Origin of the sequence: Minwuia sp. (assembly GCF_048007105.1) — a bacterium.
In the GTDB taxonomy this organism is placed as follows: Bacteria; Pseudomonadota; Alphaproteobacteria; order Minwuiales; family Minwuiaceae; genus Minwuia.
Genome location: NZ_CP180352.1, coordinates 4,048,033 through 4,062,863, shown reverse-complemented (window position 1 = coordinate 4,062,863; position 14,831 = coordinate 4,048,033). Strand labels below are relative to the sequence as shown.

General features: G+C 65.8%; 16 protein-coding genes and 1 pseudogene. 8 read left to right on the top strand and 9 right to left on the bottom strand.

The genetic code is table 11. The features are described 5' to 3' along the window. Window positions 1–19 precede the first annotated feature (19 nt). Complete coding sequence (locus ACMVY4_RS19730; protein WP_416897665.1) at window positions 20–937, bottom strand: SDR family NAD(P)-dependent oxidoreductase; 918 nt, start codon at window positions 935–937, stop codon at window positions 20–22. Window positions 938–999: 62 nt separating this feature from the next. On the opposite strand from ACMVY4_RS19730, the gene ACMVY4_RS19725 reads away from it, so the two are divergent. Then, complete coding sequence (locus ACMVY4_RS19725) at window positions 1,000–1,848, top strand: enoyl-CoA hydratase (RefSeq protein ID WP_416897664.1); 849 nt, start codon at window positions 1,000–1,002, stop codon at window positions 1,846–1,848. A gap of 20 nt (window positions 1,849–1,868) precedes the next feature. Here the strand turns inward: ACMVY4_RS19725 and ACMVY4_RS19720 are convergent, their stop codons facing one another. Then, complete coding sequence (locus ACMVY4_RS19720; protein ID WP_416897663.1) at window positions 1,869–2,933, bottom strand: ornithine cyclodeaminase; 1,065 nt, start codon at window positions 2,931–2,933, stop codon at window positions 1,869–1,871. A 17-nt stretch (window positions 2,934–2,950) separates the two neighbouring features. Further along, entirely contained in the window at window positions 2,951–3,877 is a 927-nt protein-coding gene (gene rocF / locus ACMVY4_RS19715) for an arginase (protein WP_416897662.1), read from the bottom strand. Window positions 3,878–3,992: 115 nt separating this feature from the next. On the opposite strand from rocF, the gene ACMVY4_RS19710 reads away from it, so the two are divergent. Then, window positions 3,993–4,427 carry an Lrp/AsnC family transcriptional regulator gene (locus tag ACMVY4_RS19710; protein ID WP_416897661.1) on the top strand — a complete coding sequence of 145 codons (435 nt, stop codon included), beginning with the start codon at window positions 3,993–3,995 and terminating at the stop codon, window positions 4,425–4,427. Window positions 4,428–4,435: 8 nt separating this feature from the next. On the opposite strand, the gene ACMVY4_RS19705 is transcribed toward ACMVY4_RS19710, so the two are convergent. Both ACMVY4_RS19705 and ACMVY4_RS19700 read right to left on the bottom strand, forming a co-directional pair. After that, window positions 4,436–5,314, bottom strand: a complete 879-nt coding sequence (locus ACMVY4_RS19705) for a phytanoyl-CoA dioxygenase family protein (protein WP_416897660.1) — start codon at window positions 5,312–5,314, stop codon at window positions 4,436–4,438. 7 nt (window positions 5,315–5,321) lie between these two features. Further along, entirely contained in the window at window positions 5,322–6,209 is an 888-nt protein-coding gene (locus tag ACMVY4_RS19700; RefSeq protein ID WP_416897659.1) for an ABC transporter substrate-binding protein, read from the bottom strand. Window positions 6,210–6,323: 114 nt separating this feature from the next. Between ACMVY4_RS19700 and ACMVY4_RS19695 the strand changes: the two genes are divergently transcribed. Beyond that, entirely contained in the window at window positions 6,324–7,202 is an 879-nt protein-coding gene (locus ACMVY4_RS19695; RefSeq protein ID WP_416897658.1) for a TauD/TfdA dioxygenase family protein, read from the top strand. Window positions 7,203–7,205: 3 nt separating this feature from the next. Here the strand turns inward: ACMVY4_RS19695 and ACMVY4_RS19690 are convergent, their stop codons facing one another. Beyond that, window positions 7,206–7,460 (bottom strand): S24 family peptidase, encoded by a 255-nt coding sequence (locus ACMVY4_RS19690; RefSeq protein ID WP_416897657.1) that lies wholly within the window; start codon window positions 7,458–7,460, stop codon window positions 7,206–7,208. Continuing rightward, entirely contained in the window at window positions 7,393–7,890 is a 498-nt protein-coding gene (locus ACMVY4_RS19685; protein ID WP_416897656.1) for a hypothetical protein, read from the bottom strand. The genes ACMVY4_RS19690 and ACMVY4_RS19685 overlap by 68 nt, the downstream gene beginning before the upstream one ends. A 101-nt stretch (window positions 7,891–7,991) precedes the next feature. On the opposite strand from ACMVY4_RS19685, the pseudogene ACMVY4_RS19680 reads away from it, so the two are divergent. Continuing rightward, window positions 7,992–8,954: pseudogene (locus ACMVY4_RS19680) on the top strand (ammonium transporter); the annotation flags it as partial. A gap of 58 nt (window positions 8,955–9,012) precedes the next feature. Next, the gene (locus ACMVY4_RS19675) at window positions 9,013–10,125 is read left to right on the top strand and encodes a sensor histidine kinase (protein WP_416897655.1); all 1,113 of its coding nucleotides are present in this window, start codon (window positions 9,013–9,015) and stop codon (window positions 10,123–10,125) included. Between the two features lie 3 nt (window positions 10,126–10,128). On the opposite strand, the gene ACMVY4_RS19670 is transcribed toward ACMVY4_RS19675, so the two are convergent. Together ACMVY4_RS19670 and ACMVY4_RS19665 are read right to left on the bottom strand one after the other, a co-directional pair. Then, the gene (locus ACMVY4_RS19670) at window positions 10,129–10,935 is read right to left on the bottom strand and encodes an alpha/beta fold hydrolase (protein WP_416897654.1); all 807 of its coding nucleotides are present in this window, start codon (window positions 10,933–10,935) and stop codon (window positions 10,129–10,131) included. A gap of 30 nt (window positions 10,936–10,965) precedes the next feature. Further along, window positions 10,966–11,532: a glutathione peroxidase gene (locus tag ACMVY4_RS19665; protein ID WP_416897653.1), complete on the bottom strand. Its 567-nt coding sequence runs from the start codon at window positions 11,530–11,532 to the stop codon at window positions 10,966–10,968. A 146-nt stretch (window positions 11,533–11,678) separates the two neighbouring features. Here ACMVY4_RS19665 and ACMVY4_RS19660 point away from each other — a divergent pair, with 146 nt between their 5' ends. The 3 genes from ACMVY4_RS19660 (at window position 11,679) to ACMVY4_RS19650 (ending at window position 14,829) form a co-directional block, all read left to right on the top strand. Next, the gene (locus ACMVY4_RS19660; RefSeq protein ID WP_416897652.1) at window positions 11,679–12,851 is read left to right on the top strand and encodes an EAL domain-containing protein; all 1,173 of its coding nucleotides are present in this window, start codon (window positions 11,679–11,681) and stop codon (window positions 12,849–12,851) included. Between the two features lie 104 nt (window positions 12,852–12,955). Beyond that, entirely contained in the window at window positions 12,956–13,885 is a 930-nt protein-coding gene (locus ACMVY4_RS19655; protein WP_416897651.1) for a DMT family transporter, read from the top strand. A 71-nt stretch (window positions 13,886–13,956) separates the two neighbouring features. Next, window positions 13,957–14,829, top strand: a complete 873-nt coding sequence (locus ACMVY4_RS19650; protein WP_416897650.1) for a TIGR03620 family F420-dependent LLM class oxidoreductase — start codon at window positions 13,957–13,959, stop codon at window positions 14,827–14,829. The last annotated feature ends 2 nt before the right edge of the window (window positions 14,830–14,831 follow it).

Sequence of the window (14,831 nt, the reverse complement as noted above, 5' to 3'; positions counted from 1 at the left end):
GTGTGCTCCCTTGTCTCTGTCAAACCGGATCGTAGGGGAAGACGTCGGTGTAGTTGCCCAGATCGGTGAAGGCCGGGCGGAAGACCGGCATCGCATGATCCAGCACGGTGTCGACGGTCCAGCCCTCCAGCCGTGTCATGTTGCGGACCGGGCGCGGATGGCTCCAGACGAAGATCTCGTTGCCGCGGACCGAGAAGATCTGGCCGTTGATGTCCTTCGCCTCGTCGGCCAGCAGCGCCACTGTCGGCGGCGCGATCTGGTCGGGCCGCATCTTCTTCTGGATCATCTCCATGCGCCGCCGGGTGGCCTCGTCCTTGATCGGGATGGTGGCGATCATGCGGGTCCATGCCGAGGGCGAGATGACATTGCAGCGGACATTTTTGCGCGCATTCTCCTGCGCCACGATGTGCGACAGGCCGGCAATGCCCATCTTGGCGGCGCCGTAGTTCGCCTGCCCGACATTGCCGATCAGCCCCGACGTCGAGGAGAACAGCACGATCGACCCGTCTTCCTGCTCGCGAAAATGGTTGATGGCCGCGCGGCAGACGTTGAACGAGCCTTTCAGGTGCACCTCGATCACCTGATCCCAGTCGGACTCGGACATCTTGTGCAGCATGGCGTCGCGCAGGATGCCGGCTGGGCTGATGATCCCGTGCAGGCCGCCGAAGCTGTCCAGCGCCTGTTTGACCATGTCCTCGCAATGCGAAAGCTCGGAGACGCTGCCGCCGTTCGCGACGGCCTCGCCGCCATTGTCGCGGATTTCCTTCGCGACCTGTCCGGCGACGCTCTCGTCGCCCAGATCGCCGCCCTCGATCGAACCGCCGAGGTCGTTCACGACCACCTTCGCGCCTTCCCGCGCGGCCAGCAGCGCACATTCCTTGCCGATGCCGCGTCCCGCGCCGGTGACGATGACGACCTTTCCGTCCAGCTTGCCCATTGGCTCCTCCCCATGGCCCTGTCTATCGTCGGCAGTCTAGTGACCTTGGGGGAGGCGAAGCCATGTCCGAATTCGAAACCGTCCTATACGAAGAACCCGCGCCGCATATCGCGCGCATCGTGCTGAACCGGCCGGACGCCCGGAACGCGCAGAGCACGAAGCTGCTCTACGAACTCAACGCCGCCTTCGACCGCGCGGCCCATGACGACAACATCAAGGTGATCATGCTGGCCGGCGCCGGACCGCATTTCTCGTCCGGGCACGACCTGCGCGAGGCCGATCCCTACGACCGGATGGACGATTTCGAGACCGTCGGTACCTGGTGCGGCTGGCACTGCGCCGGGGCCGAAGCCCAGATGGCGAGGGAGAAGGAGATCTATATCGGCTTCTCCGAGCGCTGGCGGAACATCCCGAAACCGACCATTGCCGTGGTGCAGGGCAAGGTGATCGCTGGCGGGCTGATGCTGATCTGGCCCTGCGACATTATCATCGCGTCCGACAATTCCATGTTCCTCGACAACACGGTGGCGATGGGCGTCGGCGGGGTCGAGTACTTCGCGCATCCCTGGGAGGTCGGGCACCGCAAGGCCAAGGAGATGCTGTTCACCGCGGACTGGCTGAGCGCCGAACAGGTCGCGAAGCTGGGCATGATCAACCACATCGTCCCGCGCGACGAACTCGACGGATTCGCGCTCGGCATGGCGGAGAGGATCGCGCAGAAGCCGCTCTTCGCGCTGAAGCTCGCCAAGGAGGCGGTCAACGCCGCTCAGGACTGCTCGGGCCGCGAGAACGCCATGAAGACCGCCTTCGCCCTGCATCACGTGGCCCACAGCCACAACATGCAGGTGCACGGCATGCTGATGGACCCGAGTGGCGTCAGCCCGGCAGTCGCCGGCAAGGCGAAGAAGTAGCAACCTCGCGCTGTGGGCGGTCAGGCGGCGATGCCCGCCTTCCGGCGTTCGACCATGCCGAACAGGTCGCGGGGATCGTCCGGGTCGGCCAGCATGTCGAGCCGCTCGCAGAAGGGGTGCTCGGCGATGGTCGCGTGGATGTAGCGCAGCGCCGAGAAGTCCTCGATGGCGAAGCCGACGCTGTCGAACAGCGTGATCTGGCCGGTCGAGGTGCGGCCCGCGGCCTCGCCGCGCATCACCTGCCAGAGTTCGGTGACGGCGTGGTCGGGATCGAGTTGCTGGATCTCGCCCTCGATTCGCGTCTGGGGCGGGTATTCGACGAAGATGTCGGAGCGGAGCAGGATGTTGCGGTGCAGCTCCGTCTTGCCCGGGCAGTCGCCGCCGATGGCGTTGATGTGCACGCCGGCGCCGACCATGTTGTCGGTCAGGATGGTGGCGTACTGCTTGTCGGCGGTGCAGGTGGTGATGATCTCCGCGCCCTCGATGCAGTCCTCGGCGGTGGTGCAGGCGGTGACCTTCAGACCGGAACCGGCCAGGTTGCGCTTCGCCTTCTCTGTCGCCGCCGGATCGATGTCGTAGAGCCGGACCGCTTCGATCCCGCATAGCGCCTTGAAGGCGAGCGCCTGGAACTCGCACTGCGCGCCGTTGCCGATCATGGCCATCGTCTTCGCGCCCTTGGGAGCGAGATATTTCCCGACAAGCGCCGAGGTGGCGGCCGTGCGCAGCGCCGTCAGCACGGTCATCTCGGTGAGCAGCAGCGGATAGCCGTTGCCGACATCGGCCAGCACACCGAAGGCCGTGACCGTCTGGAAGCCCTGCTTCATGTTCTTCGGATGGCCATTCACATACTTGAAGCCGTAGCGCTCCTTGTCCGCGGTCGGCATCAGTTCGATCACGCCTTCCGCCGAGTGGGAGGCGACGCGCGGGGTCTTGTCGAACTCCTCCCAGCGCAGGAAATCGGCCTCGATATAGCCGGCCAGATCGCGGATCACGTTCTCGATGCCGATGGTGTTCACCAGCCGCATCATGTTGTCGACCGAAACGAAGGGGACATAGGCGAGATCGGAGGGGAGGGGGTGGCTCATGACGGTCTCCTTGTGCGTCAGAGATCGCGGCTGCGGCCGTCGAGGATGCGGCGGCCGAACAGGCTGGCGGTGAGGTCGGTCAGCAGGATCGCGGTCTTGCCGCGCTCGTCGAGGAAGGGGTTCAGTTCCACGAGATCGAGCGAAGTCACCAGACCGCTGTCGTGCAGGATCTCGGTGATCAGATGCGCCTCGCGGAAGGTCACGCCGCCGGGGACGGTGGTGCCGACGGCCGGCGCGATGCCCGGGTCGATGAAGTCGACGTCCAGGCTGACATGCAGGTGACCGTTCTCGGCCTTCACGCGCTCGATGAAGGCGTTCAGCGGCGCGACGATGCCGCGCTCGTCGATGGCGCGCATGTCGATCACTTCCATGCCGACCGACAGGATGCGTTCGCATTCGGCCGGATCGACCGAGCGGATGCCCATCATCATGACGTGCTTCGGATCGACCCGGGCTTCCAGTGCCGGATAGCCGTCGAAATCCTCCATCCCGGTGAAATAGGCGACCGGCGTGCCGTGCAGATTGCCGCTGGTGGTCGAGCCGAGGGTGTGCAGGTCGGGGTGGGCGTCGAGCCAGAGCACGAAGAGCGGGCGATCCTGATCGGCGGCGCGGCGCGCGAGGGCGGGCACGGTCCCGCCGGACAGGCTGTGGTCGCCGCCCAGGAAGATCGGCACGTCGCAGCCGGAAGCGACGTCATAGGCGACGTCTCCCAGGGTGCGGATCCAGTCGACGGTTTCAGCGAAATTGCGCAGGCGCGGGTTGGGATGGCTCGGCGCGGCGCCGCGTTCCGGCCCGATATCGCCGAGATCGTGCACATCGAGTTCCAGCTTCTTCAGCGTTTCGACGAGGCCGGCGGTCCGAAGCGCCGCAGGGCCCATCTGGCAGCCGCGGAGTCCGGCGCCGGATTGAACGGGCGCGCCTACGATCCTGCATGTCCTGGTCATTCCGGATCCTCCTTCTGGGTGGCTTCAATGTCGGTGTTTCCGCTGTTGCGCGGGAGTGAGAAAAGTGATCAATCTTCAAGGTCGATTGAGCATTTTGACAAGTGGAATGGTCAGAATGATGACTGATGCGCTGGAACTCACCGCGACCGACCGCCGCCTGATGGGTGAACTGCGCCGCAACGGCCGGGCGTCGATCACCGAACTCGCGGCGACGCTGGGCATCTCCCGCGCTACAGCCAAGGCGCGGCTGGAGCGTCTGATCGCAGGCGGCGCGATCCGCCGTTTCACCATCGAGACCGATCTGGACGAACGCGATCTCGTGCGCGCCATCACCACGATCGAGCTTCGGGGATCGATGTCGCAACAGGTGATCCGCAAGCTCCGGTCCCTGCCCGAGGTGGACCAGATCTACGCGACCAACGGCGCCTGGGATCTGGTCGCGGAGATTCGGGCCGATACGCTTGCCGCCTTCGACCGGGTGCTGCGGGAGATCCGCAACATTCCCGGCGTGCTGAACAGCGAGACCAGCCTGCTGCTCAACCGGGCCTGACGCCCGCCTCAGCCGGTCTGGTGTTTCCAGGGGCCGGAATAGCCCGTCGACCAGTCCGGCGGCAGTTCGCAGCCGCGCGGGTCATGGCTGGCCCAGCGCGCCGGTTTCCCGCGCACGATCTCGCCCTGATAGGGGCTGGGGATCGGGTTCACCACATAGGGCATGGAATCGGCCGAGCTGTAGACGTTGAGCAGCATGGGCCGCATCCGGCCGCTGACATTGGCTTCCGAACCGTGGATGACGCGGCAGTTGATCAGCACGGCGGATCCGGCGGGACCGGTCAGGCTGATCACGTCGTCGCGCCAGCCGGGCGCCAGGTCGTCCTCCGGGATGCGGAGGACCCAGTTGCCGTCGCGATCGTACATGGAGTGCATCGGCGGCTTGTGGCTGCCGCGGATCGCCAGCAACGGCCCTTGCTCGACGCCGCAATCCTCCAGATAGATGCCGACCGTGACGGGGCTGTAGTCGGTGTGCGGCCAAGCCGGAATGTCCTGGTGCCAGTCGAAGCGGTGGCCGCCGGAGGGCCATTTGAAGTTGAGCTTGGAGTGAAAGAACTTCACGTCCGGCCCGCAGACATCAGCTGCGACATCGGCGGATGGCGACTCCTTCGCGAAGGCCCAGAACTCCGGATGATGGCTGACGGGGCTGGTGAGGCGCCGGAGCCGCGGGTTGTCCGGGCCGTGCCCGTCTTCCAGAACGAAGGTGCCGTCGTCGGCGGAGACTTCGCGGCTGCGCTGCACCATCTCCTGCATGGCCGCCCGGAGACGGTGGAGCCAGCGGTCGTCGGCCACCCCTTCGACGACGAGGCAGCCATCCTCGAAGAACTGCTCCTGCTGCGCCTTCGTCAGTACGGTGGGCGAGTGTTTGAGAACGTCTTCTTCAAGCATGCCGGCCTCAGACCGCCGGGGGCCGGGCGCAGACCTGGTCGTAGGCGAAGCGCTGCGTCAGGCCGCCGGACTGCTGGTAGATGTCCAGCGTCGCCTCATAGGCCGCGTCGGTGATCTCGATATGCGGTGTCCAGTTGCCGAGCGCCTGATAGGTGGCGATGCACTTCGCCAGCACATCCTCGTCGGTGTCGGGGAAGTACGGCTTCTCGGCTTTCGCGACCTCGGCGGCCGGCGTCTCGTTCAGCCAGACCCTTGTCTTCCTGTAGGCGCGGGTGAAGGCCTTCGCCATGTCGGTTGCCAGCCATTCCGGTGTGGCGGCGAGACTGGAGAACCCGCAGGGGCCGACCTTCGGCCCGACCTGGGCGACGATATGACCGACGCCATCGGCTTCCAGCTGCTGCGGGAACGGGCCTTGCTGCTGCACGTACTGGCCTTGACCGTTACGGAAGGCCTCGTCGATGGCCGCGGCGCCGCCGGGCGTGATGGGCACCAGCTTGTCGAAATCGATGCCGGCCTTGTGGCAGCCGTAGCGGAACATGACCTGCGGCTGGCCGCCGCCGAACATCACCACTTCCGAGCCTTCCAGCTTCGACCAGGCGAAATCGGGATCGGGCTCCCGTGCGGTGATGAAGAAGCCGTCCATCTCGTTGACCTGAGCGAAGTGCTTCACCTTCGGCGTCTCGCCCATCGACAGCACGCCGAAGCCCTGGCTCAGCGCCGACTGCACGACATCGACTTCGCCCCGGCCGGCTGCCTCGATGGCGGATACGCCGGGCGGCGACACCGACCAGTCGGTTTCCAGCCCCTCTTCCTTGAGGAAGCCGCCGGCGAAGGTGGCGATCAACGGCGAATAGAAGGCCGAGAACAGCGTGAACTGTATGCGAATGGTGTCCATGGCCATGTCCTCCCCTGTGACCGGACCCGAGTGTGGCCCAGCAGACCGCCACGGTACAAGGCGGCAGGGCTTGGCGGCGGCGCATGGCAGTGCTGAAATGGGACCGGGGAGGACATGACAGTGACCAGTATCTTCAAGGCAGAACCGCTGCACCCGGAGTTCGGCGCCAGCTTGACGGGCGTCGATCTGAAGGGCGATCTCACGCCTGAGATCGTCGAGGCGATGCATGCGGCTATCGACGAATATTCGCTGGTGGTCTTCCCCGGCCAGTTCCTCGACGATAACGGCCAATTGCGGGTGACCCGTGCCCTGGGCGAGCCCGAAGCCGAACATGTCACGCTCGGCAACACCGGCCGGGTGGTCTATTTCGGCACCATCGGCAATGTCGATCCCGACGGGACCAAGCGCGGCAATACCGACCGCAAGGTCTTCTTCCAGACCGGCAACAACATGTGGCACTCGGATTCGTCGTTCCGTGAGGTGCCCTCCTATGTCTCGATCATGTCGGTGCACGAGGTGCCGGACGAAGGCGGCGAGACCCTTTTCGTCAGTCAGCGCGCCGCCTATGAGCGGCTGCCGGCGGCGAAACAGGCGGAGATCGATCCCCTGATCGCCGTGCACGACTACGTCTTCTCCCGCACGAAGGTGCATCCGGAGGCGGTATCGCCGTCGCATGCGGCCTCGCTGCCGCCGGTGCGGCAGAAGATGGTCCGCACCAACCCACGGACGGGACGGAGGAACTTCTATGTCGGCTCCCACGCCCGGGTCGTGGACGGCTGGGAAGATGCGCCCAGCCGCGCGCTGATCGAGGGCCTGCTCGAGGAGGCCATCGGCGAGGAACACATCTACAGCCACAGGTGGCAGCCGGGCGAGCTGGTGATCTGGGACAACAGGTGTCTGCTGCACCGCGGGGTCGGCTACGACGCGGACAAATACCGCCGTTACATGCGCCAGACCCGTGTTACCGGTGCAGGCAACACGCTGAGCGAGTAGGGGTCAGATTCCGAAGAGTTCGTTCAGCGTCAGGACGCGGTGCACGGCCATCGTCGAGGTCATCGGAAGATCGAAGGTGCCTGCCGGATTGAACTGTTCGAGCACCAGACGCGCGCTGTCGCGGCCGACCAGCTTCTTGCACCAGGCGGTGACTTCGCCCTCGGCGCCGGCCATCTGCACGACGACATAATCACCCGGACGGGCCGGCCGTCGGCCGGAGACGTAGATCAGTTCGCCTTCCTCGAACCGGGGCGCCATCGAGTTCGCCGACAACGTAGATGGCGTAGACATCGACCGCGGTGGCGATACCGGGCGGCCGGCGGACATGATCGATCGGCGTGTCCGATTCCAGCTGGAAGGCGCCGGTCAGGCTGCCGGCCGCCGTGCCCATGACGGGAATGTCCGCCGGCATCTGTTCCCTTGGCGGCATGCCGGGCGCATCCTCGGCCGACAGGGCTTGTTCGGGCGGGGCCATGGTGCCGCGCCCAGTGGCCAGCCATTCGAAGGAGCAGTCGAGGACGTTGGCCAGTTTTTCCAGCGTGTCGCGCCGCGGGTTCCTCGACAGGCCCCGCCTGATATTGCGGATGATCTCGGGCCGACCCGCCGCCAGCATGGAGGCGCGGTAGTCGGTCAGATCCATCGCCTTGAGGCGCTGGTCGATCCGTTCAAGCAATTCCTGATTCGCCATGATGGCACTATGCCACTACCGAACCGGTAACACCAGTATTGATACCGGTAACGTGAACGGAATGTTGCCGTATCTTTAGGCTCCGTTAACGAACCGTTCGCATGATATGCTGCAATGCACTCGGTGACCTGGCGGGCATGACCTTAGAACCGACATCACTGGACACGCTCTGGTTGGTCGTGGCGGCCGGCCTGGTGTTTCTCATGCAGGCCGGTTTCTGCGGCCTGGAGGCCGGTTTCGTCCGTTCCCGTAACACCATCAACGTTGCAGCCAAGAACCTCATCGACTTCTGCATCGCGGGCCTCGTTTTCTGGCTGGTCGGCTTCGGCCTGATGTTCGGGGAGAGCGGGCTGACGCCGGAAGCCGACGAGAACGGCTGGCTCTCCGCCTTCTTCCTGTTCCAGCTCATGTTCTGCGGCACCGCGACGACGCTTGTTTCCGGCGCGGTCGCCGAGAGGATCCGGTTCACCGGCTATGCCGTACTGGCACTGCTGATTGCCGGCCTGATCTATCCGGTCGCCGGAAACTGGGCCTGGGCGGGCCTGGACGGCGGCGAACCCGGCTGGCTCGCGGAGATGGGGTTTCTCGATTTCGCAGGCTCGACGGTCGTTCACTCCGTCGGCGGCTGGGTCGCGCTGGCCGCGATCCTGCTGATCGGTCCGCGCCATGGCCGCTTCGACCGGGGCGCCGAGGCGCCGCAGCCGCACAGTCTGCCGCTGGCTGCCGGCGGGCTGCTGTTTCTATGGCTCGGCTGGGTTGGCTTCAATGGCGGCTCGACGCTGGCGCTGAACGGCATGGTGGCGCCCATCATCGTCAACACCATGCTCGCGGCCTGCGCCGGCGGCGCCGCCGCCTCGGCGCTTTCGATGGCCCTTTACCGCCGGACCCGCGTCGATGCGCTGATCAACGGCATTCTGGGCGGTCTCGTCGGCATCACGGCCAGCGCCGACATCGCGAATGGCGGCACCTCGATCCTGATCGGCGCTGTCGGCGGCGCACTCGTGATTCCGTCGACCGAACTGCTGGTCCGGCTCCGGCTGGACGACGCCGTCGCCGCGGTACCGGTTCATCTGTTCGCCGGAATCTGGGGGACGCTCGCCGTTGCCCTTGCCGGGAACGCCGATGCCTTCGGCCAGGCCGTGGTACGAACAGCTCCAGATTCAGGCGCTGGGCGTCGCGGTCTACGGCGCTTTCGCCTTCGGCAGTTCGCTGGTTCTCATCTGGCTGCTGTCGAGGTTCATCCGCCTGCGCGCGACCGAAGAGGAGCAGCGCATCGGCCTGAACGCCACCGAGCACAACGCCGTCTCCGCCGCCCACGATCTGGCCATGGCGATGCAGGTGCATTTCCGCGAGGGGCAGGTCGGCGAGCCGGTTCATGTCGAGACCGGCAGCGATGTCGAGGTGGTCGCCCGCCAGTACAATCGCGTCGCCGCGCGTGTGAAGAGCGATACCGAACGGCTGGAGAAGACAGTCGAGCAACTGGCCGACGCGCGCGATCAGGCCGAACAGGCCAACCGCGCCAAGTCGGCCTTCCTCGCCAACATGAGCCACGAACTCCGTACGCCGCTGAACGCGATCATCGGTTTCTCCGAGATCATGACCACCCAGACCTTCGGGCCGATGGGCAATGAGCGTTACGGCGACTACGCCACCGACATCAACGAGGCCGGGCGCCATCTGCTCAGCCTTGTCAACGACATGCTCGATCATACCAGCATCGAGGCCGGCAAGATCGAGCTGAACGAGCGGGAGATCAATCTGCCCGGGCTCGTCGAATCGGTGTTGCGTAGCGTCCATACGCTGGCGGAGAAGTCAGAGGTGGAGATTTCGGCCGATTGCGCGCCCGGTCTGCCGGTGCTGATGGGGGACGAACGTATCGTGCGCCAGATGGCGCTCAACCTGGTCACCAACGCCATCAAGTTCACGGACCCCGGCGGACGCATCGCCCTGACCGTCAGGCTGGAGCCGGACCGCCGGATCGCGCTGGTCGTGGCCGATACGGGCATCGGCATGACCCGCGAGGAGGTCGAGCGGGCCATGGAACCCTTCACCCAGCTCAACCAGGACTACAACAAGTCCCAGGGCGGCACCGGTCTCGGCCTGCCGCTGGTCCGGTCCATGGCGCGGCTGCATGGCGGCTCGCTCACCATCGATTCGATGAAGGCGCACGGCACCACGGCGACCATCCGCTTCCCCGCCGACCGGACCCTCGACAATGCAGAGGCCGCCGACTGAGCCTCAGAGGCTGTTGGCGAACCCGATGACGGACTCGGCCAGACGTTCCGGTCGCTCGGCCGGGATCAGGTGACCGCAATCCGGCCAGTCCTGATGCCGCCCGTCCGGCAGCAAAGCCCGCAGTTCGGCGACCACGTCCGCGTCGTGGAAGACCCTGTCGCAGAGCCCGGTGATCGTCAGCACCGGCAGCCGCAGGTCCTGCCAAGGGACGTCCCAGTGGGTGCCGGCCTGTGTCTCCATCAGCCGGTAGTGGCCCGAAGACGGATCCTCCGGAATGTAGTCGGTGGTTTGTATGTGGTTCGGCCGGGCGGCTTCCAGGAAGTCCGGATTGGTCAGCAATGGCAGCATCATGTCGAGCATCAGCGGAAAACCGCCGACCCTGGCCGCGTGGAAGGTGGCGTCGTTGACCCAGCGCAGGCGCGGTCCGATCCGGCGCAGCGTGTTGAGCAGGATCAGCCCGGCGGCCTCTGAACCCTCCAGGACGGCGCGCGCGGCGTAGAGTCCGCCGATCGACAGGCCGCACAGGACCGGGCGGGCCGGCTTCAGTTCGGCGAGAATCAGCTTCAGGTCGTCGACGATGACCCGGTCGCTGAGCGTCACCTCTGCGGATAGCGGGCTGTCGACCTGGCCGCGGAAATTGTAGCAGAGCGTGCCGAACCCGGCAGCGCGGCAGGCCGGCGCCACATGCCCTTGCCAGGCGCCGGTGCTGCCGGTCAGCGCGTTGACGAAGACGATGGTCGGCGCGCCGTCCGGCGCCGGATCGTGCTCGTAGTAGAGGCCGTCGTCCGGGCCGATCTTCAGAAGTGCCATTTCCCCTCCCCGGAGACGGCCTGCATCCCGTCAGCCGCCCAGTTCGCGCTCCACGGCCTGCCGGACTTCGTCGGACATCGGCTCGGTCCGGTTGCTCCAGTTGGCGACGATGTTGCCCTCGCCGTCGATCAGATACTTGTAGAAGTTCCAGCGCGGCTGCCTGGCCGGGCCCAGCTGCTCGCCGATCCACTGATAGAGCGGATGCGCGCCGCGGCCGCTGACCACCTGCTTCTCGGTCATCGGGAAGTTGATCGAGAAGTTCACCTCGCAGAATTCCTTGATTTCCTTCTCGCTGCCCGGCTCCTGGCGGCCGAAATCGTTCGACGGCACGCCCAGAACCACCAGACCCTTGTCGCGGTAGGCGTCGTAGAGCGCCTGCAGCCCGTCATACTGGTAGGTGAAGCCGCACATCGAGGCGGTGTTGACCAGCAGCACCGGCTTGCCGCGGAACTGCGCCATCGGCAGCGGTGTGCCGTCGATATCGGTGAAGTCGAAGTCGTGGGCCGTGCCCGCGCGCGCTGGCTGCAGGGCGGCCATGGCCGCCAGCATCAGAAGCATCACACCGAGGGCGATGGCTTTCGCGGTCAGGCGTCTCATACCGGTCACTCCGCGTTGATTGGGTCCACACTACCATTACGGAGCGTCCGGCAGAACGGACTTCCCGCCGCAGTGCGTTAACCGATCGAAAAGGTTCCTTGGTTAATGATTCATGAGAGTAGTGCTCACAGGGATCCGGAACACCCATGCCATTCGCCGCGCTATCGATGTTTCATGTCGCCAGCGTCCTGTTCGCGACCGCCGCGGGAATCGCCGCTTTCCGCCTGATGCCGGACGCCGGTATCGAGAAGGCGGCGTTCGTCGGCGTCTGCGTTCTGCTGCTCGGCGTGCTACTGGCCGAGGGCGCCGCGCGCCGCATGGAGCGGTCCCATCTGCTGCAGCGGATCGACGAGGAGCGCCGCGAGCGCATTCTTCAAAGCCGCGTGATCGAGGCGCTGAACGAGCGCATTTCCGAGATCGGGGCCGGCGCGCCGGACGAGGCCCTGGTGGCGGAAATGCGGCTGGTCAGGTCCCAACTGGCCCGGCTGGCATTGCCGTCCCGTCGGGCGCCCGAACTGCCGCCCGCCGCCGTTCCGTCCGCTTCGGCGGCGCCAGCACCCCGCTCGGTCGCCGATCAACGTCTGACCGGTGAGCCCCTGCTGGCCGCCACGACCGAGGCGCTGAAGGAAAACCGTATCGATCTCTACCTGCAGCCCGTCGTCCGGCTGCCGCAGCGCCGCACCATCTTTCATGAGTGCCTGACCCGCCTTCGGGACCGGGAAGGCCGTATCATCACGCCCGACCAGTACCTGCCCATCGCCGAGGACGCGGGGATGACAACGGCGATCGACAACCTGTCACTGTTCCGCTGCATCCAGACGCTGAAGGCGCGGCGCGGCCCCGACTTCGCCGACATCGCCTTCTTCTGCAACCTGTCGCCGGCGACCCTGGGCGACGTCGAGTTCTTCGACCAGTTCACCGAGTTCCTGTCCGGCAACCGCGAGATGGCCGAACGGCTGGTGTTCGAGGTCGAGGCCCGGCATCTGCTGAGCGCCGAGGGCGAGGCCCAGAGCCATCTGGACACGCTGCGCACCATGGGCTTCCGGCTTTCGGTCGATCACGTCGATACGCTGGATCTCGACATGGCCGAACTGATCCGCCGCGGGGCGCATTTCATCAAGGTGGATTGCGATCCGCTGCTGAGCCAGGGCACCGGTTCTGCCGGGGATGTCAGGGCCATGCTCTCATCCTCCAGCGTCACGCTGATCGCGTCCAAGGTCGAGACCGAGGACCAGGTGGTCGAACTGGTCGAATCCGACATCCGCCTCGCCCAGGGCTACCTCTTCGGCGAACCGCGCCCGATGCGGGACGACGTCTGAGACCAAGGCGTTAAAACCTCAGCGAAAATGCCATGCGTATTCTGCATGGCTTGGTGTGATGACCGTCCATTGTGCACCTGCGAAATAGCGCTACCTTCGGCGTCATGGCTGACCTTTCGCTCAATCCCGCTCCGGCGCCCGTTGCCGCCCCTTCACGGCGTTTCGGGCTCAATCTTGACCCCACACTCCGGGGTATCGGGCTCTATTGCATTGCGCTGGTGCTGTTTACCGGGATGGGCGTGACGGCCAAGTCGCTCGCTGCCATCTACCCGATCGAGCAGGTGATCTGGGGACGCTATTTCTTCCACGTCCTGTTGATCGTGATGCTGTTCCCGACCCGGATCCTGTCGCTGTTCCAGACGAAGCGCGTCGGGCTCCAGATCTCGCGGTCGGTGCTGGTCTTCGCGGCGACGGTCTGCGGCTTCACCTCGCTTTCGGTGATGCCGATGGCCGAGGTATCCGCGATCGGCTACGTCGCGCCGCTGATGGTCACGGTGCTGTCGATCTTCGTCCTGAAGGAAAAGGTCGGACCCCGCCGTCTCGGCGCGGTGCTGATCGGCTTCGCCGGCGTGTTCGTCATCCTGCGCCCGGATCAGGCCAACTTCTCCTACTGGTCGCTGCTGCCGCTCGCCATGGCCGCCTGCTACGCCAGCTTCATGATCATGACCCGGATGATCCGGGACGCCGCGCCGCCCATCAATTCCCTGTTCTACACCGCGATTGTCGGCGCGGTCGTCGCGACCATCCCGCTGCCTTTCATCTGGGTGACGCCGGAGCCGATCCACTGGCTGGCCTTCGCCGCCATGGGCCTGATCGGCGGCACCGGCCATTTCCTGATGATCCGCGCCTTCGAGACCGCCGAGGCCTCGGCCATCGCGCCCTTCATCTACACCGAGCTCATCTGGGCGGTGCTGGCGGGCATGCTGGTCTTCGGCGACATGCCGACCGTCGAGATGCTGGCCGGTGCGGCCGTGATCATGGCCTCCGGCGGCTACGTCCTCTACCGCGAACGCAAGGTCGGCGCTAAGAGCTGAGCCCTGCCGGGTTGCCTCACGGCGGGTGAGGCCCCACCATCCCCATCGCAGTATCCGAGGGGGAGGAACCGGTGGAAGCATTCGGGAAGCTGGGCGTCTGGTACGCCACCCACAAGTTCGACGCATCGCAGCTCAGATCGTTCGCCCATCTGGTCGAGGGCAATGGCTACGGCACGCTCTGGTATCCGGAATCGGTCGGCTACGAGAGCATGTCGCAGGGTTCCTTCCTGCTGAGCCAGACCGAACGGCTGCGCGTCGGCAGCTCCATCGCCAGCATCTACGCCCGCGACGCCTTCGCCGCCCGGCAGGGACAGATGACGCTGAACGCCATCTCCGGCGGGCGCTTCATCCTGGGCCTCGGCGTCAGCCACGCGCCGATGGTCGAGCGCCTGCGTGGTCATCTCTACGGCAAGCCGGTCTCGGCGATGCGGGAGTATCTGCACGCGCTGCGCGGCGACGGCCCGGGACTGGACACCGAGAACCGCTGGACTGTCGTCGCGGCGCTGGGTCCGAAGATGCTGGATCTCGCCCGCGACGAGACAGCGGGCGCGATCCCCTACAATGTCACGCCGGAGCACACGAAGCGGGCGCGCGCCGCGCTGGGACCCGGCAAGTTCCTCGCGGTGGAGCAGAAGATCTGCATGACGACCGACCGCGCCGGGGCGCTGGATCTCGCGCGGAAGGAACTGCACCGCTACATGCCACTGCCGAACTACCGCAACAACTGGCTCCGGCTCGGCTTCACCGAGGACGAGCTGGCGGATGGCGGCAATGACCGTTTCCTCGATGCGATGGTGGTCAACGGCGACGCGGAGGCCATCCGCAAGGTCATCGACGAACACTACGCCGCAGGCGCCGATCACGTCGCCATCCAGCCGGTTCATGCGGAGGGCGACTGGACGTCGCTCACGCGCATGCTGGCCGCCTTCGCACCGGGACACTGAAC